The 18,851-nt window shown below is 63.4% G+C and carries 19 protein-coding genes; 11 read left to right on the top strand and 8 right to left on the bottom strand.

The features are described from left to right. Positions 1-171 precede the first annotated feature (171 nt). The gene (gene gcvA / locus AB4Z53_RS06990; protein WP_291154637.1) at positions 172-1,080 is read left to right on the top strand and encodes a transcriptional regulator GcvA; all 909 of its coding nucleotides are present in this window, start codon (positions 172-174) and stop codon (positions 1,078-1,080) included. A 170-nt stretch (positions 1,081-1,250) separates the two neighbouring features. Here gcvA and AB4Z53_RS06985 read toward each other — a convergent pair whose 3' ends face one another. Further along, positions 1,251-1,550, bottom strand: a complete 300-nt coding sequence (locus AB4Z53_RS06985) for a hypothetical protein (protein WP_291154639.1) — start codon at positions 1,548-1,550, stop codon at positions 1,251-1,253. A 246-nt stretch (positions 1,551-1,796) separates the two neighbouring features. On the opposite strand from AB4Z53_RS06985, the gene panC reads away from it, so the two are divergent. From panC to AB4Z53_RS06965, 4 genes are all read left to right on the top strand, one after another. Further along, a complete protein-coding gene (gene panC / locus AB4Z53_RS06980; protein ID WP_291154641.1) occupies positions 1,797-2,672 on the top strand; it encodes a pantoate--beta-alanine ligase in 876 nt (291 codons plus the stop codon). 1 nt (position 2,673) lies between these two features. Further along, positions 2,674-3,495, top strand: a complete 822-nt coding sequence (gene panB, locus AB4Z53_RS06975; RefSeq protein ID WP_441595372.1) for a 3-methyl-2-oxobutanoate hydroxymethyltransferase — start codon at positions 2,674-2,676, stop codon at positions 3,493-3,495. 246 nt (positions 3,496-3,741) lie between these two features. After that, positions 3,742-4,455, top strand: coding sequence for an AzlC family ABC transporter permease (locus AB4Z53_RS06970; protein WP_441595371.1), 714 nt, complete (start codon positions 3,742-3,744; stop codon positions 4,453-4,455). A gap of 2 nt (positions 4,456-4,457) precedes the next feature. Next, entirely contained in the window at positions 4,458-4,772 is a 315-nt protein-coding gene (locus AB4Z53_RS06965) for an AzlD family protein (RefSeq protein ID WP_113540699.1), read from the top strand. Between the two features lie 82 nt (positions 4,773-4,854). Here the strand turns inward: AB4Z53_RS06965 and AB4Z53_RS06960 are convergent, their stop codons facing one another. The 4 genes from AB4Z53_RS06960 to AB4Z53_RS06945 form a co-directional block, all read right to left on the bottom strand. Then, on the bottom strand, positions 4,855-6,690 hold the full coding sequence (locus tag AB4Z53_RS06960) for an aminopeptidase P family protein (protein ID WP_441595370.1): 1,836 nt from the start codon (positions 6,688-6,690) through the stop codon (positions 4,855-4,857). An 802-nt stretch (positions 6,691-7,492) separates the two neighbouring features. Next, positions 7,493-8,368: a 50S ribosomal protein L11 methyltransferase gene (locus AB4Z53_RS06955; RefSeq protein WP_113540697.1), complete on the bottom strand. Its 876-nt coding sequence runs from the start codon at positions 8,366-8,368 to the stop codon at positions 7,493-7,495. 168 nt (positions 8,369-8,536) lie between these two features. Then, positions 8,537-9,136 carry an SCO family protein gene (locus AB4Z53_RS06950; protein WP_113540696.1) on the bottom strand — a complete coding sequence of 200 codons (600 nt, stop codon included), beginning with the start codon at positions 9,134-9,136 and terminating at the stop codon, positions 8,537-8,539. A gap of 234 nt (positions 9,137-9,370) precedes the next feature. After that, the gene (locus AB4Z53_RS06945) at positions 9,371-9,529 is read right to left on the bottom strand and encodes a hypothetical protein (RefSeq protein ID WP_291154647.1); all 159 of its coding nucleotides are present in this window, start codon (positions 9,527-9,529) and stop codon (positions 9,371-9,373) included. A gap of 365 nt (positions 9,530-9,894) precedes the next feature. Between AB4Z53_RS06945 and AB4Z53_RS06940 the strand changes: the two genes are divergently transcribed. The 3 genes from AB4Z53_RS06940 (at position 9,895) to AB4Z53_RS06930 (ending at position 13,013) form a co-directional block, all read left to right on the top strand. Continuing rightward, positions 9,895-11,994 carry a methyl-accepting chemotaxis protein gene (locus tag AB4Z53_RS06940; protein WP_441595369.1) on the top strand — a complete coding sequence of 700 codons (2,100 nt, stop codon included), beginning with the start codon at positions 9,895-9,897 and terminating at the stop codon, positions 11,992-11,994. A gap of 2 nt (positions 11,995-11,996) precedes the next feature. After that, positions 11,997-12,461, top strand: coding sequence for a chemotaxis protein CheW (locus tag AB4Z53_RS06935; RefSeq protein ID WP_113540693.1), 465 nt, complete (start codon positions 11,997-11,999; stop codon positions 12,459-12,461). A 249-nt stretch (positions 12,462-12,710) separates the two neighbouring features. Then, entirely contained in the window at positions 12,711-13,013 is a 303-nt protein-coding gene (locus AB4Z53_RS06930) for a hypothetical protein (protein ID WP_113540692.1), read from the top strand. Between the two features lie 144 nt (positions 13,014-13,157). On the opposite strand, the gene AB4Z53_RS06925 is transcribed toward AB4Z53_RS06930, so the two are convergent. Both AB4Z53_RS06925 and AB4Z53_RS06920 read right to left on the bottom strand, forming a co-directional pair. Next, positions 13,158-13,655: a CreA family protein gene (locus AB4Z53_RS06925; protein ID WP_113540691.1), complete on the bottom strand. Its 498-nt coding sequence runs from the start codon at positions 13,653-13,655 to the stop codon at positions 13,158-13,160. Between the two features lie 186 nt (positions 13,656-13,841). After that, complete coding sequence (locus AB4Z53_RS06920) at positions 13,842-15,086, bottom strand: diguanylate cyclase domain-containing protein (RefSeq protein WP_441595368.1); 1,245 nt, start codon at positions 15,084-15,086, stop codon at positions 13,842-13,844. A gap of 399 nt (positions 15,087-15,485) precedes the next feature. Here AB4Z53_RS06920 and AB4Z53_RS06915 point away from each other — a divergent pair, with 399 nt between their 5' ends. From AB4Z53_RS06915 to AB4Z53_RS06905, 3 genes are all read left to right on the top strand, one after another. Next, positions 15,486-16,154 carry a phosphoribosyltransferase gene (locus tag AB4Z53_RS06915; RefSeq protein WP_441595367.1) on the top strand — a complete coding sequence of 223 codons (669 nt, stop codon included), beginning with the start codon at positions 15,486-15,488 and terminating at the stop codon, positions 16,152-16,154. Between the two features lie 170 nt (positions 16,155-16,324). After that, a complete protein-coding gene (locus AB4Z53_RS06910) occupies positions 16,325-16,963 on the top strand; it encodes a cysteine hydrolase (protein ID WP_113540689.1) in 639 nt (212 codons plus the stop codon). A 44-nt stretch (positions 16,964-17,007) separates the two neighbouring features. Next, a complete protein-coding gene (locus AB4Z53_RS06905; RefSeq protein WP_113540688.1) occupies positions 17,008-17,469 on the top strand; it encodes a GNAT family N-acetyltransferase in 462 nt (153 codons plus the stop codon). Positions 17,470-17,496: 27 nt separating this feature from the next. Here AB4Z53_RS06905 and AB4Z53_RS06900 read toward each other — a convergent pair whose 3' ends face one another. Continuing rightward, on the bottom strand, positions 17,497-18,747 hold the full coding sequence (locus AB4Z53_RS06900; protein ID WP_441595366.1) for an adenylate/guanylate cyclase domain-containing protein: 1,251 nt from the start codon (positions 18,745-18,747) through the stop codon (positions 17,497-17,499). Positions 18,748-18,851 lie beyond the last annotated feature (104 nt).

The following is an 18,851-nucleotide window of genomic DNA, read 5'->3' as shown; positions in this document are numbered from 1 at the left end:
ATCCTCCCGGCACGGTGGGATCGAGACTGCTTTCTGACATTAGCATTATAATTCCTCACTCAATTACCGGGGCCTGTGCGATGACACCGGTTGCATGAAGCCTTATATTCCGGTTATTTTGGCAGGGACAAACCATAAATAATGCGGGATTCAGGTTAGAATTTCTAAACGATGGATTCGAAGCTCCCACCCCTGAACGCACTGCGCGCCTTCGAGGCTGCTGCCCGCCACCTCTCGGTGAAGGCTGCGGCCGAAGAGCTGTGCGTGACGCCGGGCGCAGTCAGCCAGATGTTGAAGGTGCTGGAACAGCATCTCGGCGTCAGGCTATTCGTTCGGGTGAATCGCGGCATCTTCCTGACGGATGCGGGGCGGGATTACCTGCCGCCGGTGCGCAACGCTTTCCGTCAGATCACCGAGGCATCGAAGCGTGTCGCCAATTCGGCCGACAACGGCGTGCTCACGGTCAGCGCCACGTCGTTCTTCGCGTCCGCTTGGCTCGTTCCGCGCATGGCGTCGTTTCGCGATGTCCATCCCGAGATCGACCTGCAGATCGTCACCAGCAACGCGCTGGTCGACTTTTCGCGCAGCGGCATCGACGTCGCCTTTCGCCATGGTCATGGCCGCTATCCGGGGCTGCGCAGCGATCACGTGCTTTCGGTCGAGATGGTGCCTGTGGCTGCAAGGGCATTGGTCGAGCGCCTGGGACTGCCGACGAGTCCCGCGGATTTGGCCTCCTGGCCGAAGGTGCAGGACGCCGACCGGAAAGGGTGGAGCCTCTGGCTGCAGGCGCAGAATCTCGCAGAAACGGTGCTGCCGCTCGGACCTTCTTTCGATGACACCGGCCTTCTGTTGCAGGGCGTGATCGCGGGGCTTGGGGCGGGCCTGCTGCCAGCAGCGATGGTGGTGCCGGACATCGAAGCGGGGCGGCTGCTCCAACTGGCCGAAGAAACGCATATCGAGGCTTTCGCCTACTATCTCGTCTATCCCGAGGCGAACGCCGCACAGCCTAAGATCGCAGCCTTTCGCGAATGGGTTCTCGACGCGATCCGCACAGACCCGAGTGCAGCGCCGCGGGGCTGATCACGGGACAGTCGCGCGGCTTCGTTGCCGCTCGCCACCGTTCGCGAGGCTTTACGCACGTGCGAACACGTTCGAGCGCCGGGACGGTCAACGCCCTTTGCCGCTTTTGGTGCGGTCGGATTTTCGATCCGGGTCGTAGCCGTTCTCGGTCGCCGTCGGGTTCGTGCGCCCTAGTTCAGCGTGCAGACGCCGTTGGCACCGCCTTTGCCGGTGTAGGAGACGCTTGGTGATCCATCGGGATTGATGCTCAAGGAGATGGTAACGCCAGCGCCATGCGCCTCGTAGTAGTTGTCGTTGAATATCTTGAGCTTGGCTTCCTTGCCGTTGATGTAGACCGGCCCGCCCTCATCGGCGTGAACCTCGATCTTGCCGGGGCAGGTGGCGTTGACGAGCGGAATCTTGGCTTCGGCCGCACCGGCGAAGGCGAGCGCCGGCAGCAGGATCCCAAGGGCGCGCAGGCAGGTCTTCATCTCTTTCTCCAGCGTGAGTTGCAGTCGCGTCGAGGGCCAACCGTGACAGGCTGTCGATGGAAGTCAAGCGCGGCACGGCGTCACGAAGCTGTCATCAATCCGATTGTTTTTTTGCGCTGCACAAGATAGAGGATTGCAGCCGAAATTTGTGCAGATGCCCACTGACGCAGCAGGCTTGCCGCTTGCCGCAGGGCAGGGCGCCGCTACCCTTTCGGGTCGGGCGTTCGCGGATTGGAGGGTCCGGAGATGAAGACTTTCACCACCATCGCCGAACTGCGCTTTGCGCTTGCGGAACATCGCCGCGCAGGCAAGTCGGTCGGCCTGGTGCCGACCATGGGCTACCTGCATGTCGGCCATATGGAACTGATGCGCCGCGCGCGCGAGGAAAACGACATCGTCGTCGCCAGCATCTTCGTCAATCCGTTGCAGTTCGGCGCAAACGAAGATCTCTCCAAGTATCCGCGCGATCTCGCCCGCGACCAGGCGATGCTGGAAACGGGCAGCGTCGACTATCTCTTCGCGCCCGGGGTTGACGACATGTATCCGCGGCCGATGGAAACGGTGGTCGACGTGCCGACACTCGGCAGCGAGCTTGAAGGGTCGGTCCGCCCCGGCCATTTCGCCGGTGTCGCCACGGTGGTCACCAAGCTCTTCAATATCGTCCAGCCGGACCGCGCCTATTTCGGCGAGAAGGATTTCCAGCAATTGCAGATCATCCGCCGCATGGTGGAAGACCTCGCCCAGCCGGTGACCGTCATCGGCGTGCCGACGGTGCGCGAGGCCGATGGGCTCGCCTGCTCGTCGCGCAATGTTTACCTGACGCCCGAAGAGCGCCGCGCCGCGGCGATCGTGCCGAAGGCGCTGGAAGAGGCAGAACGGCTGGTTGCCTCCGGCGTCAGCGACGTCGCGGCACTCGAAAAGGCGGTTGCCGCGTTTCTGGCCAGCGAACCCTTGGCCAAGCCGGAAGTCGTTGCCGTCAGGGATCCGGAGACGCTGGAGACGATCGAAACGATCGGCGACCGTCCGGTGCTGCTGCTGCTCTTTGTGCGCTTCGGCACGACCAAACTACTCGACAATCGCGTGATCGCCCCGAAATCCGCGCATTTTGCAAAGGTTGCCTGACATGAGCGTGCAAACCGCCAAGCGCCGGCTCAGCCCCGCCAACATCGAAGCGCTGAAGGGCGATCGCCCGATCGTCAGCCTTACCGCCTACACGACGCCGATTGCCCGGTTGCTCGATCCGCATGTGGATTTCCTGCTGGTCGGCGATTCCGTCGGCATGGTGCTCTACGGGCTGGATACGACCGTCGGCGTGACGCTGGAAATGATGATCGCCCATGGCCAGGCGGTCATGCGCGGCTCGGAGCGCGCCTGCGTCGTCATCGACATGCCTTTCGGCTCCTATCAGGAATCGAAGGAACAGGCGTTCCGCAGTGCCGCGCGCATCCTCAAGGAAACCGGCTGCAGCGCGGTGAAGCTCGAGGGTGGCGCGGAGATGGCCGAGACGGTCGAGTTTCTCGTCAGCCGGGGTATTCCGGTTCTCGGTCATGTCGGGCTGATGCCGCAGCTCGTCAACACGACAGGCGGTTATCGCTCGGTTGGTCGCAATGACAAGGAAGTGGCAAAAATTCGCCGCGACGCCAAGGCGATTGACGATGCCGGCGCCTTTGCGATCGTCATCGAGGGCACGGTCGAGCCGGTCGCCCGTGACATCACCGCTGAGCTGCGCTCGCCGACCATCGGCATCGGCGCGTCACCCGCCTGCGACGGCCAGATCCTCGTCTCCGACGACATGCTCGGCCTCTTCAACGATTTCAAGCCCCGCTTCGTCAAGCACTTCGCCGAGCTCGCACCGGCGATCTCCAAGGCGGCAGAGGCCTATGCGGCAGAGGTAAAGGCGCGCAGCTTCCCGGGCATCGAACATACGTTTCAGGCGAAAAAGTAAGGGCCAGGCGAAGACCTAAGGCCCAGGCGAAGCAAGGGCAGCGGTCCCCACGGGCCGCTGCTTTGTGCAGGCAAAGCGCAGCGATTTTTCGTGCGGTGCGCATTTCGTTCAAGCCTGCCGCCGTCAGGCATCATAAAATTCAATCATTGTATCAGCGCATTTGAATTGTTGCCGGGGGCGTGAGCGCCTATCAGTCCGGCACCGGCCGCACGGCGCACCTCATCGCCTCGGCCGGCGGAGGTTTCCATGAAAAAAGATGAATTCTGGGAAGGGGTCCGCGGCGGCTTTCCCATCATGCTGGCGGCGTCGCCCTTCGGTGCGCTGTTCGGCGCGCTTGCGGTGGACAACGGCTTTACCATCGCGGATGCCGTGTTCATGAGCGCGACGGTCTATGCAGGTGCCAGCCAGATGGTCGGCATCGAGCTCTTCGGCAATCACGTCCAGCCCTGGCTGGTCGTGCTCTCGGTCTTTGCCGTCAACTTCCGCCACGTGCTCTATTCGGCCTCGATCGCCAAATATGTCCGGCACTTCACCTTCGGGCAGAAGTTCCTTGCCTTCTTCCTGCTGGTCGATCCGCAATATGCGGAGACCGAGAAGCGCGGCGAGCGTGGCTTGCCAATCACCTTTGCCTGGTACCTCGGCTTCGGCCTCGTCATCTATGTTCCCTGGATCATCAACACGCTGGTCGGAGCGATCTTCGGGCAGATGATCGGCGATCCCAAGGCGATCGGCCTCGACGTGCTGCTACCGGTCTATTTCATGGGGCTGGTCATGGGCTTCCGCAAGCGCGACCGCTTCCTGCCGATCGTTGCCGTCTCGGCGCTGGCGTCGGTTGCCGGCATGCATTTCGTCGGCTCGCCCTGGCATGTCAGCATCGGCGCGCTCGCGGGCATCTTGCTTGCCGCCATCCTGCCGCCAAGCGGACAGGCCGCGGCGCCGGTTGTCGAGAAGGAGGCTTGAGCATGGACCCGCAACATCTCAATCTCATCTACCTGATCATCGCGGCGGCCGTCGCGACCTTCCTGACGCGCTTCGGTGGCTACATCCTGATCACCCAGATGAAGCAGATCCCGCCGCGGCTGGAAGCGGCGCTGAACGCCGTTCCGGCGGCCGTGCTGACGACGCTGGTGGCTCCGGCCTTCGTCTATGGCGGGCTCGACGTGACGATCGCCATGTTCATCGCCTTTGCCATAGCGCTCGGGCTGAACCTCTCGACGCTGCGCATGCTCGTTATCGGCTGGGTCGTGGTGATGGTGATCCGGCACCTGGTGATGTAGGGCTCGCAGCATCCGATATGGGAAAAGCAAAACGCCGCGCCCAGAGAGCGCGGCGTCATCGTTTTTGCAGTGACTGCCTGACTCAGCGTGAAAGCGCTTCCGTCGCGGCCTTCAGCCAGGCGCGGGTGTCGTCGCTGGCAAGCAGCGGCGTGAGTTTCTCACGCGTCTCGGCGTGATAGGCGTTGAGCCAGTCGAGTTCCTCGTCGGTCAGCAGTGCCGGCAGCACCAGGCGGCGGTCGATCGGGCAATAGGTGATCGTGTCGAAGCCGAGCATCGGCAGGTCGCCACCGTCCACCATTGCTGCCGGCTGCACCACGATGAGGTTTTCGATGCGGATGCCGAAGGCGCCGGGGCGGTAGTAGCCGGGCTCGTTCGAAAGGATCATGCCGGGCAGAAGCTCCTGCGTGGAAAGCCGGGCGATACGCTGCGGGCCCTCATGCACCGAGAGATAGGAGCCGACGCCGTGGCCGGTGCCGTGGGCATAGTCGGCGCCTGCCTTCCAGAGCGCGATACGGGCCAACGGATCGAGGTCCACGCCGCGCGACCCCTTGGGGAAGCGAGCCGTGCTGATCGCGATCATGCCCTTCAACACCAGCGTGAAGAAGCGCTTCTGTTCCTCAGGTACCGCGCCGATCGCCACCGTGCGGGTGATGTCGGTGGTGCCGTTGATGTACTGCGCGCCGGAATCGATCAGGAACATGGTGCCCGCTTCGATCGCCTGGTCGGTGGCCGTGGTGACACGGTAGTGCATGATCGCCGCATGAGCGCCGGCACCGGAGATCGTGTCGAAGGAGATGTCCTTCAGCGGGTTCTGCATGCGCTCGCCGACGGTGGCGCGGGCAGATTCGAGCTGGTTGGTGGCGCCGATCTCGGTGACCGTGCCGGGCTGCTGCTTGTCCAGCCAGGCGAGGAACTCGACCATGGCAGCGCCGTCCTGCAGGTGGGCACGGGTCGAGCCGTCGATCTCGGCCTTGTTCTTCTGGGCACGGGGCAGGCGGGCCGGGTCGACCGCTTCGACCACCTTGCCGCCCTTGGCGCGGATCAGCTCGGAGATGGCGAAGGAGGCGAGGTCCGGATCGAGCATGACTGCGGCACCGGCGGTGCCCAGTGCGCGCAGGCGGTCGTCAAAGGTCGAAGGCGGGACGATCTCGGCGATCTGGGTGAGATAGGCTTCCTGCTCGATGCCGGTCTTGCGCTTGTCGAGGAAAAGCTCGGCGCGGCCGTCGGCGTGAATGATCGCGCGGGCGAGCGGATGCGGCGTATGCGGTACGTCGGACCCGCGGATGTTGAAGGCCCAGGCCACGGAGGAGGGGTCCGTCAGCACCACGGCGCTCGCGTCGGCCTTGGAAAGGCCCGCAGCGATTCTTGCGATCTTGTCCTTGGCGAGTTCGCCGGCATGCTCGATCGGCTGGATGGTGACCTTGCCGAGCGGGGCTGCGGGGCGGTTCGCCCAGATCTTGTCGAGCGGGTTGTGATCGAGGAAGACGAGCGAGCCGCCGAGCGTCGCGAGCGCCCTTTCCAGCCGGCGCACTTCCGCGCCAGTATGCACCCAGGGATCGATGCCGAGCTTGAAGCCCTTGGATCCATGGTTTTCCAGCCAGAGATGCGGCGGTTCGCCGATGAGGTCGCCACCGGTAAAGACGGAGCCGTCGACCTGCTCCTTCAGCTGGGTGACGTAACGGCCGTCGACGAAGACGACGGCTTCATGCTTGGTGATGAGGGCGACGCCGGCCGAACCGGTGAAGCCCGTCAGCCACGAGAGGCGCTCGGAGGAGGCGGGCACATATTCACCCTGGAACTCGTCGGCGCGCGGCRCGAGAAAGCCGTCGATGCCGAGAGCTGCGAAGGACGCGCGCAGGGCTTCGGTGCGCTCCTTGCCGAATTGCGGCGTGGAGGTGACTTCAAAAGACTGAAACATGGGGGAATTCCGGTAGATTGAGCGGCAAACCGCGGGAAAAGATGGGCCATGTTAGCGGAAATGGCCCTTTGGAGGAAAGAGGCGATATCCTGCGGGGCGGCCTGATCCCCGCTCCGTGCAAAGCTGGAGTTGTGCTGCGATACGAGAGCAATTGCCCATTTACCATACATATGCGCTCAGCGCATGGCACCCATGCTCAGAAATCCCTTTCTCTATCGGAATAATGGTTTATAAGCCGCCTCAACGAACACGGACGAACATCCGGTGGTTCAAAAAGCTGCGGTTCCGAGAATAGTTGGTCACTCTGTTCTCCTCCTCCCTCAAGGGTGGTCAGCTTCGGAACGGTAGACGCCCGCTCGAGCACTCCTCCTCCTCAGGCTCGCGGGCATGGTTGGCCACAAGCCAACCAGCAGGCGATGCCACTGGCATCGCCTTTGTTTCGAAAGGCCGCCCGTCATGATAGACGCGGCGGCCTTTTCGTTTTTTCCGGGTTTGTTGTTTGACGCTCCGTTTGCCGTCCCGTCCGTGCTCGTTGCCTTCACAGAGCATTGTCGAAACATTGGCACCGCTGAATTTCTTTGAAGATTACCCCTCAACCCAACCCTCTCCACGCAGGCGGGGCGAGGGGACGGGCCGGAGGCCCGGGACACAGTTCGGCATGGCTTGGCGACAAGCCGGCGGTGATGATTGGGCAAAAGAGCGCCGCGATGACCCTTCGCCCCGCCTGCGGGGAGAAGGTGCCGACAGGCGGATTAGGGGCTGTCACATCAACAATGAAGGCAGTCCCAGGCGCCCGTTCGCCTCACTTCTCCAGATGAATCGTCACCCAGCCGTTGCGCCAGATGGTGCGGACGTGGCGCAGGTGCTGGCCGTTGTAATGGGCGAGCACCTTCCAGCGCTGTTCGGCGAGAATGCCTGAGAGAATGACCGAGCCGCCGGGGGCGAGGTTGGCGACGAGCTGCGGCGCCATCTTCATCAGCGGGCGGGCCAGGATATTGGCGATGATGAGATCGAAGGGGCCGTTGGCGCTGAAGGCGGTGGAATGAAAGCCGGGGGCGGTCGCAAAGGTCATGCCGGTGACGACGCCGTTCACCCGGGCGTTTTCTTCGGCGACGCGGGTGGCGATCGGGTCGATGTCGGTGGCAAGCACCGGTACGTGCATCAGCTTCCAGGCAGCGATTGCGAGCACGCCGCTGCCGGTGCCGAGGTCGAGCACGTTGCGCACGGTGCGGGTCCGCGCGACGGTGGCCAGCACTTCGAGGCAGCCGGCTGTCGTGCCGTGGTGGCCGGTGCCGAAGGCCTGGCCGGCGTCGATCTCGATGGCGATTTCGCCGGTCTTCACCTTGTCGCGGTCATGCGAGCCGTGCACGACGAAGCGGCCGGCGCGCACCGGCGCCAGGCCTTCCAGCGACTTGGCGATCCAGTCGATATCCGGCAGCACTTCGCGCTCGATCGGAAGATGGGCGAAATCTGCGGCAAGCGCCTCGGTGAGGCGTTCGCTCACGCCTGCCTCGTCGGCGATCATCATGTAGATCGAGGCTTCCCAGACGTCACGCTTTTCATCGACTTCCGTCGTGCCGATGGCAAAGTCCTCTTCGCCGAAGACCTCGCTCAGGCGGTCGAGGACGGCTTCTGCCTGCTTCTCGGTGGTGGTGACGAAAAGTCTGATCTCACTCAAGGCTCTGTCCTTCGGGCTGGCAATCCACGCGTCCCGCATCGAGCCATGCCGTAAAGGCGGCGCGCTGGGCGGCGGCAATCGTGTGCTGTGCGCTATCACGATTGCCCCTCAAAGGCAAAGCGCCGGACAGGGCCGGCGCTTGCAACTTCACGTCACGATAAAAGGGGCTTAGCCCTTGGTCAGGTTTTCCAGCTTCTTGACCGCCGTTTCCGGGTTCTCCTCATAGGCGATCGTGCCGGAGAAATGGCCGTTGGCGTCGAGCAGGAAGACGGAGGCCGTATGGTCCATGGTGTAGTCGCCATTCGGCTGGGCCGCGTCGACCGGTACCTTCTTGGCATAGACGCGGAAGCCCTTGACCATCTCCATGACCTTGTCGGCCGGGCCGGAAATGCCGGTGATACGCTTGGAGACGTTGGAGACGTACTGGCCGAGGATTTCCGGCGTGTCGCGCTCGGGATCGACGGTGATGAAATAGGCCTGCAGCTTGTTGCCTTCGGGATCGACCTTTTCCAGCCAGCCGTTCAGTTCGAACAGCGTCGTCGGGCAGACCTCGGGGCAATGGGTGAAGCCGAAGAAGAGGGCGGTCGGTTTGCCGGTGAAGGCCTTCTCGGTGATTTCCTTGCCGTCCTGGGCGACCAGCGTGAAGGGAACGCCGAAGGGGCCGGATGCGGCCTGCTGCTTCGACTGGGTCATTTCATAGGTCAGCCAGCCCAGAATGCCCGCCATGACGACGACGGCGGCCCAGAGGACGATGCGGATGGTTTTCATGCGTGCTACCGATTTAGTTGGGGCCAGCGATGGCCATGTCCGGTTGATCGCTTCTTGATACCGCCTTCACCGGGGGCGCGCAAATGGGACAATTGCCGCAGGTTGTGGTGAGTAACCTCGCTCGTTACGGACCGCCGCTCATTCCGCTGCGGCGACCTTCTCCCCGCATGCCGGGAGAAGGTTAGTCCTCGGGTTAAATCCGAGGAGAGGGCAAGTCACAGGATTGTGGTCGCTCTAAAAGCACCAGGAAAGGCCGGACTGGGCAAGCGCCAGGAACATCTCGGCGCCGTTCTCCATCCAGCCGCGGAAGGCAAGCAGCATGACAACAGCGACCCCGGCCGCAAGGCTTGCGGCAAGGGGAAGGCGGATCGAGCGCTGGGTCTTCGTGTTCATGGCGTCATCATAGCAGTTCACGGGGCAAGGGGAAGGCGGGCCGTTTTCCAAGTGTCTTCGGGGATCGGTAGTCGGGCGCCCGAAAATGGTGGAAATGGTTCCGGAGCTCCGAACGATTGTGTCTGCAAGTGCTGGAAAACCAGGGCTTGCAGCGCATATGCGCAAATATTGAAATAGCCGTTTTCCCTGGGGATTGGGCGCCCGCCTTAGCGAATGTTTAAGGTCTGTTTGACAGTGTTTTTCCACGCGGGAGGAGTGTTCGCTCTCCGATATGACATGAGGTCAGCCGGCTTTATCGGCCCCGGTTTTCCGTATCGATCGTAGGAGGACTCCGCAGCACGCGGATCCGTGACCATGGACTCCCTATGACTGCCACATCTCCCTCCCTGAAACGCAATCTTTCCGTGAGCCAGCGGCTGGCGACGCTTGCCGGCGCCGCTTTTGTCGGCTTTGGCTCCGTGCTCGGGGTTGGCTGGTATGAGGGCAGTCGTGCGAATGACGCATTGCACGGTGCGATCGCGGCGCAGAACGGCCTGACGACCGTCGACGAAATCCGCCTTGCGACGACCAATCTCGTGCTCAATGCGATGGACAGCATCATCGATCGCGACGAGGGAGCAATCCAGCCGGCGCGTGCCGCAAGCATTGCCGGCATCCTGAAACTGCTCGAAACGAAATCCGCCGATATCAAGGCGCTTGCCCAGCTGCTCGGTCGCACGGATGCGCTTTCGACCTATGACGCCGATGTCGCGGAACTGCGCCGGGCGATCGGCACGGACCTGAAGATGCTGATCGAAGGCAAGGCTTCGGCCGACGACTTCGGCAAGATCGACGATGCGATCGATGGCGCCGGCGAACGGGTCGCCACGGCATTGACCGGACTTTCCGAAGCAGCGACCGCATTGGTGCAGGCGCGCGTTGCCGAGGCGCGCACGGTGTCCGACCAGGCGTTCCAGCTTCAGGTGGCCGCGGGACTGCTGGCGATGGCGACGCTGCTTTATCTGCTCTGGTTCCACGGCAGCACGCTCCGCACCGGCATTCTCAACCTGCGCAATGGCATGCAGCAGATCCAGAACGGTGATCTTGCAGCCAAGGTCGAGGCGCTCGACCGCGGCGACGAAATCGGCGCCATGGCGCGCTCTGTCGATCTCTTCCGCCTGTCGGCGATCGAGAAGCAGTCGCTCGAACAGAGTGCTGCACGCAGCCGGCGCGAAATCGAGAAGGAGCGCGAGGAGCAGCAGAACGAGCGCGAGGAGGCGGTGCGCCGCATCCAGGCGGCGATCGACAATCTCGGCCGTGCCCTGACGCAGCTTGCCGATGGCGATCTCGCCGTTGCGATCGACCGGCCCTTCGACGGCAACCTCGATCAGCTCCGCCAGAATTTCAACCAGACGGTCGAACGGCTCCGTGTCGTGCTTTCGAGCGTCAAGGAAAATGCGCTCTCGATCGAATCCAACGGCCGGCAGATGCGCAGTGCTGCCGACGATCTGGCGCGCCGCACCGAGCGGCAGGCCGCTTCGCTGGAACAGACTTCGGCGGCACTCGATGAAATCACCGTGACGGTGCGCACCGCGACCCAGCGCGCCGAAGAGGCAAGCCGCATGGTCGGCGAGACGCGCACCAATGCGGAAGAATCCGGCCGTATCGTCGGCGAGGCGATCGCCGCCATGGCGCGCATCGAAAGTGCTTCGAACGAGATCGGCAAGATCATCAACGTCATCGACGAGATCGCCTTCCAGACCAACCTTCTGGCGCTGAACGCCGGCGTCGAGGCGGCGCGAGCAGGCGAAGCCGGAAAGGGCTTCGCCGTGGTCGCGCAGGAGGTGCGCGAGCTGGCGCAGCGCGCCGCCGGTGCCGCCAAGGATATCAAGGCGCTCGTCAGCCGCTCCGGCAACGAGGTCGGCAGCGGTGTCAAGCTCGTCCGGGCGACGGGCGAGGCGCTTGGCCGGATCGGCACCGACGTGGCGCGCATCAACGAACACATGACCTCGATCGTCATGGCGGCGCGCGAACAGTCGACCGGTCTCAACGAGATCAGCACCGCCGTCGGGCAGCTCGACCAGATGACGCAGCAGAATGCGGCCATGGTCGAGCAGACCAATGCATCGAGCCATACGCTGGCGCAGGACGCCGAGCGCCTCACTGGCCTCGTCGGCCAGTTCCGCGAGGGCCACACGATGCAGCGTGTCATGCCCACCCTGGCGCCGGCGCCGGCAGCGCCATTGGCAAGGACGGCCGCCCCGGTGCAGGCGAAGATATCTCCGGCTTCGACCGTTCAGCGGCCAGCCGCCAAGGGCACCAGCGAAGCGGTGCCGCTGCGCAAGATCGGCACCGCCAAAATGGCGTCGTTTCCAACTCCATCTCCCGCAAAGGCCCTGATGGGCAAGCTGGCGGGCGCATTCGGCAACAAACCGGGCTCCGTGCCGTCGACGACGGCCTCCGGTGAGAACTGGGAAGAATTCTGACCATGACAAACGCAATCAAGCAGTCCGGCGCCTATCTCGAAATCGTATCGTTCCATCTCGGCGACCAGGAATTCTGCATCGACATCATGGCGATCCGCGAAATCCGCGGCTGGGCGCCGGTAACCCCGATGCCGCACACGCCGCCCTACGTGCTCGGCCTCATCAACCTGCGCGGCGCGGTGATCCCGGTCATCGACATGGCAGCGCGCCTCGGCATGAAGATGACCGAACCGTCGGAGCGCTCGGCGATCATTGTCACCGACATCGCCGGAAAGCTCGTCGGCCTGCTGGTCGAGCAGGTCTCCGACATGATGACGATCAAGAGCGAGGCGCTGCAGCCGGCGCCGGAGATCATTCCGGAAGCACAGCGCGCCTTCTGCCGTGGCATCGTCGCATTGGAAAAGACCATGGTCTGCTTCCTCAACCTCGACACGGTCATCGCCGACGAACTGGCGCAGGCAGCCTGAGTTCGACTGCCGGTAGAATTGACAAGTACCCCGGTGGCATCGCCACCGGGGTACTTTGCGTTTCGGCTCTGCTCGGGCAGTTTGGGGGAGTCTCCGGTCAAGTTAAACTTCGGCAATGATCTTCACGCTTGGGCGATGCCATTGTGACAAAACGTCATGTGGCTGGCAGCAATACTTGTACTAATTTAGCGGTGTTGCTGGGTGCCCGAATGGAGGCCGGGTGCCTGTCCCCAAACAGGAGTTGAACTCATGACAATCTCTGTCAGGAAACTTTTAGTCGCGTTCTCCGTAACGATGTTGGTAGCCGGGCCGGCTTTGGCCGATAGCTATTATCCGGGCATCGACTCCAACAATCCTCCCGGAACGCAGAACATGCACAAGACCACGCCGATGACGAAGCACTACGCTGCGCCGGTCGATACGATGGCGACGGGCAGCATCAGCAGAACCTCTACGCCGACCCCGATCTATCGTGAACGTCAGCCGTTCGGCGGTTATCAGGGCGGTGATGGCGACTACTATCAGGGCATAGTCCCGCCGACGTCCTATTGAGCACGCAGATCCGGGACGAGGTGCTCCCACACACTTCGCCTCGTTCCGCTCTGACGAGGTTCCGGAAGCGTCCGTGAAGGGGCGGGCGCTTCACACCTCCATGACGGATTGCCTTGCAGGCTGATACAGGCGGCAGGGCCGCTGCTACTGCGGCTTTCCGTTCTGCCAGGTTACCGTCTGTCCGTAGAGCGGAATGGTGGTGATCGACATCTTGGCCGAGCCGTCGGTCAATTCACGTGAATGCGCGAGATAGATCAACGTATCGTTCTTGCGATCGTAAATCCTTGTGACCAGCAGGTTCTTCCAGACGAGCGAAAGCCCGGCGCGAAACACTTCCTCGCCTTCCCTTGAGAGATCGATGTCGCCGATTTCGATCGGACCGGTCTGCCGGCAGGCGATCGAGTTGTTCGACGGGTCCTCGAACCAGTTGCCGTTCTTCAGCCTGTCGATGACGCTGCGGTCGAAATAGGTGACGTGGCAGGTGACGCCTTTGATCTTCGGGTCGGTGACGGCATCGACCATGATATCGTTTCCGAGCCAGTCGACACCGACCTCGCCGACCGTTTCGGCGCGCGCGGGCAGGGCGGTCGCCGTAAAGGCGGCGAGACCGGCAACGAAGAGAGCGCGAACAGCACGCAACATGATTTTCCTCCTGCAGCGGCGCGCGTCCCTCAGACGCGTGAGAGGTCGCCTTGGCGTTTCGAATGGCCGCGTGTGTCGGTGAACCGGTTGCGGTCCGGGGAGACATGACTTGGCCAAGCTCACATAGGTTTAGGACGCGGCATTACAAGCCGCAGGGGGGACGGGTCGCAGGGGCAGGCCACAGGGTCAGCCGGTATCGCGCAACAGCCTCGGCTCGAAGCTGCGGCTGTCGGCCGCGCGCAGTTGCGCGGCTGCACCAGCGAGCGCCCGCGCGCTGGCATCGGGCTGGAAGCGGCCGGCAATCGTGCAGCGGTCGCGCCCGTCGGCCTTGGCGTCGTAGAGCGCCATGTCGGCGCGGATCATGATGTCGCTGATCGTGTCGCCCGGCACGGCCTCGGCAAGGCCGATGCTCACCGTCAACCGGATCGGCCGATCGAAGCGGCCGATCGGCGTGTCGCGCACCACGCGGCCGATCTCCTCGGCGAGCGTGAAGGCCTTATCTTCCGTGTGATTGGGCAGGACGATGCCGAACTCTTCGCCGCCGATGCGCCCCAGCGTGCCACGGCCGGTGAGGCAGGCAGCCACGGTGCCCGCAAAGTGGCCGAGCGCAGCGTCGCCGACCGCATGGCCATAACGATCGTTGATCTGCTTGAAGTAATCGAGATCGAGCAGCAGGAAGGACACCGGCTGTTGCCGTGCGAGACTGGTGGCAAGCGCCCGCTGGCCAAGATCGAGCAGGGCACGCCGCGACAGGGCACCCGTCAACTCGTCGCGCGCGATCGCCGTCTTGAGGTCGGCGATCACCCGGTTCTGGATCATCAGGATCACGCCAAGGAAGAGCGCCGGCAGGTAAAAGGAGCGCATCACGGCGCACGCAAAGTCCCAGCTGACGGGTTGAGGTGGAACTGATGCGGCCACATGGGCGGCTGGCGAAAGCACGGTGACCGCAAGCAGCGTCGAACAGCCGGTTGCCGCGCAAGCGATGACGCAGAGCCGCTCCACCGGGCCGGGCGCCTGGCGCCGGTGCTGCGAACAGACGGCGATGATCAGCACGAAGGCGGCGACGATGCCGATGACGGAGAGCGCATGCAAGGTGGTGCTCCGTGCGCCGAATGCCGCGATCAGCAGCGCGACGACTGCCAGGGACCCTGCTGCGACGAGGGCTGTCGAGGTGCGTCTTTGCACGCCGAGCGCATGATGAAAACCGCAGAGCACGAGCAGGCAGGCGCCGGCCAGAAACACGAGGCCGATCAGCGACAGCGGCTGCAGCGTCGGAAACTCGGAGAGCAACATGAACAGGGTCGCGGCGCTTGCAAATGCGCAAGCCGTGGCGAAGTCCGTGCCGCCCTCGACCATCGAGGCCCGCAACGAAATAAGGACCGGGAGCATCGCCAGAAGAGCGATGATCGATATGGCAGGGAGAAAGCTCATTTCGAAACGGCCTGTCGTGCTAAAATCAACAAAGGCGGCTTGCGTCTCAGCCAGATATGCGAGGCCAATTGGTAGCGAGGGCGCCTTAACGAAACCCGGCGAAATCCGTTGCAATTTTACCGATTGGTCAGGATTGGAACGGTTGTTCACAAGGGCACCCGGGCAACCGATGGATGGTGGATCGCTCCCGTCTTCTTGCGTGCCTTGTGGCAGCTGCGCAGATGTCCCTGGACTGGGCAGGGGCGCGCGAAACGGCATGGAAAGCGGGCCTGAAAGCAAGGGCCGGACATCGCGGAACCCGACCGGGTCTTCTCGTTGCGTTTCTGCGGGACCAAATGCCTCCTTGTGCGTTGAATGGGATCCGACCCGCGGCGACGGGCGCAGTCTGGGAGAGGTGAGGTGTTTACGGGAACATGGCTCTTCGAAGACAGGACGGACGCCGGACGGCAGCTCGCCGAGACGATCGCGGGGGAGACGCTGACCAACCCGCTGGTGGTGGCGCTGCCAAGGGGCGGCGTGCCGGTCGCCTATGAGATTGCCGTTCGCATCGGTGCGCCACTCGATATCCTGATCGTGCGCAAGATCGGCGCGCCCGGGCATGCGGAATTCGGACTTGGTGCCCTGGTCGACGGCGAGGAGCCCGAGCTTGTTCTCAACCGCCAGGCCATCCTGCTCGTGCGCCCGGCAAAGGGCTATGTGGAGGCGGAGACCGGGCGCCAGCACGCCGAAATCCTGCGCCGCCGCGCGCTTTATTTCGGCGATCGCCAACCGCTCTCGCCGAAGGACCGCGACGTGATCCTCGTCGATGACGGCATCGCCACCGGCGGCACCGTGCGCGCGGCGATCAAGGCCTTGCGCCGGGCACAGCCGCGCCGCCTGCTGCTGGCGGTTCCGGTCGCGCCGAAAGGCGAGCTCAACGAGTTGCGCAGCTCCGTCGATCGCATCATCTGCCTCGCCACACCCGCCGCCTTCCGCGCCGTCGGCCTGCACTACCGCGACTTCGAGCAGACGAGCGACGAGGAGGTGATCGCCTTGATGAAGAAGGCGCGGCGGGAGGATGAGGCTTGAATGGCTCTTGGAACAGGCCGGCGCGTCGGTTGCCGCAATTGCAGACACCCATCCGAATAGTTGCATGAAGCGCATTGCGCCGTATTGCAACTGCGGGACACGCGCGCCACATTCCCGGCGCGAGATGTTGGCGGAATGGGCGCCGGAGGAGGCGACCCCGAGGAGAGGCTATGACCGCGAAGCTGGAAATTGGAAAGACGCTTGAGGATTTCTGCCGTCCGGAGCGCATGGCGCTCGTCGTCTACGACATGCAGGTTGGCATCACCGGACAGATGAAGAATGGCGCCGCGATTACCGAAAAGGTGCTGAAGGTTCTTGAGGCGGCGCGGGCAGGCGGGTTTCCGGTGATCTTCCTGCGGCATCTGTCGATGCCGAAGCCGCTGATGGGTGCCTTCCAGATGCGCCAGGCGATGGCCTGGCAGCGGACGGATGATCCGGACGCCGTGCATCCGTGGTTCCTGCGCGGCACACCGGGCTTCGAGCTGGTGCCGGAGCTGCAGCCTCGCGCGGACGAGGCTATCCTCGACAAGATCACTTTCTCTGCCTTTGAAGGCACGCCGCTCGCCATGATCCTGCGCGACCTCGGGCTCACCTCCTTTGCGATCTGCGGCATCGCCACCGAGATCGGCATCGACCCGACCGTACGCCACGCAACCGATCTCGGCCTCGTGCCGATCGTCGTGCGCGATGCCTGCGGGGCCGGCCATCACGAAGCCGGGGAGCGTTCGATGGAAAACATCGTCTTCATGGGCGACGCGGTCATGACCGACGTTCAGGCGATCACATCGGCGATGACCAGGCGGCGATGACCAGCCGCCAGTGCCCCTTCACCTCATCTACCACAGGACCAAAAATGACCGACAACCTCCGCATCCGCCCGATAGCCCGGACAGACTACGAACAGTGGCTGCCGCTCTGGGACGGCTATAACGCCTTTTACGGCCGTTCCGGTGAAACTGCGCTCGACCCCGCGATCACTGCCATGACCTGGTCGCGTTTCTTTGATGCCTATGAGCCTGTTCATGCGCTGGTGGCCGAGAGCGAGGGGCGGTTGATCGGGCTCACCCACTATCTTTATCACCGCAACACGACAGCGATCCAGCCGAACTGCTATCTGCAGGACCTCTTCACGAATGCAGAGGCGCGCGGCAAGGGTGTCGGGCGGGCGCTGATCGAGGGTGTTTACGAGGCGGCGCGCGCAGCCGGTTCGCCGCGCGTCTATTGGCAGACGCACGAGACCAATGAGACGGCGATGGCGCTCTATGACAAGGTGGCGGAGAAGTCCGGGTTCTTGGTGTACCGCAAGATGGTTTGAGGCGTGGCTGGTCCGGCGAGCCGCACTTCATGTTTCCGCCTCCGCCCGGCTGCCAGCCACGCTTCCATCGCGGTTCGGCAACTGCATGTCCCAGATTTCGGTCGGGCCGAAGCCTTTGATGTCCTCATGGCCGCAGCTGGAAAACGCGAAGCGGCCGTTTAGCCGCTGCCTGACCTCCGCGGTCGTGGTTATGCAGCCGGGCTTGCCGATCGCTTCCAGGCGCGCGGCAAGGTTCACGGGTGCACCCCAGATATCATAGGCGTATTTCGCTCGCCCAAGCACGCCAGCCGTTACCGATCCCGAGGCCATGCCAGCGCGCAGCTTGAGGACGACGCCATGGCGTTCGCCGATCTCGCGGGCCGCGGCGATGGCGCCGAAGCCGAACACTGCCGCCGCCTTCTCGGGCGTGGGGTGCCGGGCGGGCACGCCCGCCACCGCAAGATAGGCATCGCCGATGGTCTTGATCTTTTCGACACCGGTTGCTGCGGCCAGGCGATCGAACTCGCTGAAAAGCTCGTTGAGCAGGTTGACCGTCCGTTCCGGCCCCAGGCTGTTTGACAGGGCCACGAACTGGACGATGTCGATCAGGACAACAGTCGCATGCTCGAATTCGTCGATGATCGTTTCACGCTCGTTCCTCAGCAGGCGCGCCACGATCTCGTCCGGCATGATCGACGTCATCAGGCGGGCGAGCCGCCCCTGCGCCTCTCTCGCCAGGTGGAAGGCATAGTAGATCGTTGCGAAGCACATGAGCGTGAGCGTGATGATCGACGACGAATGGAGGAGTTGCAGGAAACGGGTGTCGTCATAGACACCCGACCGCGCCTGAGGAAACGCGATGGATGCGGCGATGACCGTGATCGTCGTTACGGCGCTCAAGACCGCCACCAAGGCGATGTTCTGAAACCCGAGGATCGCGAAGGCGACCGGCGTCACGCCGAGCAGGGTCAGCAGCACGCCGGAATCTCTGCCGACATAGGAAGCGATCCACACCAGGATCACGACGCAGATCCCGAATTCCCAAAGCCCTGACGCGACGCGCCCGAACCGATGGAAAAGCGGCGTCAGCGCGGCCGCGACCGCCAGGGCGAGATTGGCGTAGACGAGCGGCACCAGGCTTGGTTCGCCGTAGAGCGCGTAGATGAGCGCAAAGCCGGTCGTGGTGACGACGATCACGCAAGCCGCGACATTCGCGACGAGGATGCCTTCGCGGTCACCCTCGGCGACATTTGCCGCGCCCAGCTCCAGCAGGCCGCGAACAGCGCTCGTCCAGGACATGTCTCCATCCACTTCGCGTCGAGGGAGATCGGTACAAGGTTTCGTTCAAACGCGAGAATTGTGCCTGTAATTATTAGTGCACTTCGCTGGTTTGCGCCATGATA

Origin of the sequence: Ensifer sp. 2TAB8, assembly GCF_052115125.1 — a bacterium.
GTDB lineage: Bacteria > Pseudomonadota > Alphaproteobacteria > Rhizobiales > Rhizobiaceae > Ensifer.
This window is presented reverse-complemented; position numbering and strand designations above follow the sequence as displayed.

Excerpts from the sequence above, each read along its gene's own strand:
- AB4Z53_RS06940 (WP_441595369.1), top strand. The coding sequence starts at position 9,895 with ATGACTGCCACATCTCCCTCCCTGAAACGCAATCTTTCCGTGAGCCAG.
- AB4Z53_RS06965 (WP_113540699.1), top strand. The coding sequence starts at position 4,458 with ATGGACCCGCAACATCTCAATCTCATCTACCTGATCATCGCGGCGGCC.
- AB4Z53_RS06985 (WP_291154639.1), bottom strand. The coding sequence starts at position 1,550 with ATGAAGACCTGCCTGCGCGCCCTTGGGATCCTGCTGCCGGCGCTCGCC.
- AB4Z53_RS06950 (WP_113540696.1), bottom strand. The coding sequence starts at position 9,136 with ATGAAAACCATCCGCATCGTCCTCTGGGCCGCCGTCGTCGTCATGGCG.
- AB4Z53_RS06900 (WP_441595366.1), bottom strand. The coding sequence starts at position 18,747 with ATGTCCTGGACGAGCGCTGTTCGCGGCCTGCTGGAGCTGGGCGCGGCA.
- AB4Z53_RS06920 (WP_441595368.1), bottom strand. The coding sequence starts at position 15,086 with ATGAGCTTTCTCCCTGCCATATCGATCATCGCTCTTCTGGCGATGCTC.
- AB4Z53_RS06925 (WP_113540691.1), bottom strand. The coding sequence starts at position 13,655 with ATGTTGCGTGCTGTTCGCGCTCTCTTCGTTGCCGGTCTCGCCGCCTTT.
- AB4Z53_RS06945 (WP_291154647.1), bottom strand. The coding sequence starts at position 9,529 with ATGAACACGAAGACCCAGCGCTCGATCCGCCTTCCCCTTGCCGCAAGC.
- panB (WP_441595372.1), top strand. The coding sequence starts at position 2,674 with ATGAGCGTGCAAACCGCCAAGCGCCGGCTCAGCCCCGCCAACATCGAA.
- AB4Z53_RS06930 (WP_113540692.1), top strand. The coding sequence starts at position 12,711 with ATGACAATCTCTGTCAGGAAACTTTTAGTCGCGTTCTCCGTAACGATG.
- AB4Z53_RS06935 (WP_113540693.1), top strand. The coding sequence starts at position 11,997 with ATGACAAACGCAATCAAGCAGTCCGGCGCCTATCTCGAAATCGTATCG.
- panC (WP_291154641.1), top strand. The coding sequence starts at position 1,797 with ATGAAGACTTTCACCACCATCGCCGAACTGCGCTTTGCGCTTGCGGAA.
- AB4Z53_RS06905 (WP_113540688.1), top strand. The coding sequence starts at position 17,008 with ATGACCGACAACCTCCGCATCCGCCCGATAGCCCGGACAGACTACGAA.
- AB4Z53_RS06970 (WP_441595371.1), top strand. The coding sequence starts at position 3,742 with ATGAAAAAAGATGAATTCTGGGAAGGGGTCCGCGGCGGCTTTCCCATC.
- AB4Z53_RS06910 (WP_113540689.1), top strand. The coding sequence starts at position 16,325 with ATGACCGCGAAGCTGGAAATTGGAAAGACGCTTGAGGATTTCTGCCGT.
- gcvA (WP_291154637.1), top strand. The coding sequence starts at position 172 with ATGGATTCGAAGCTCCCACCCCTGAACGCACTGCGCGCCTTCGAGGCT.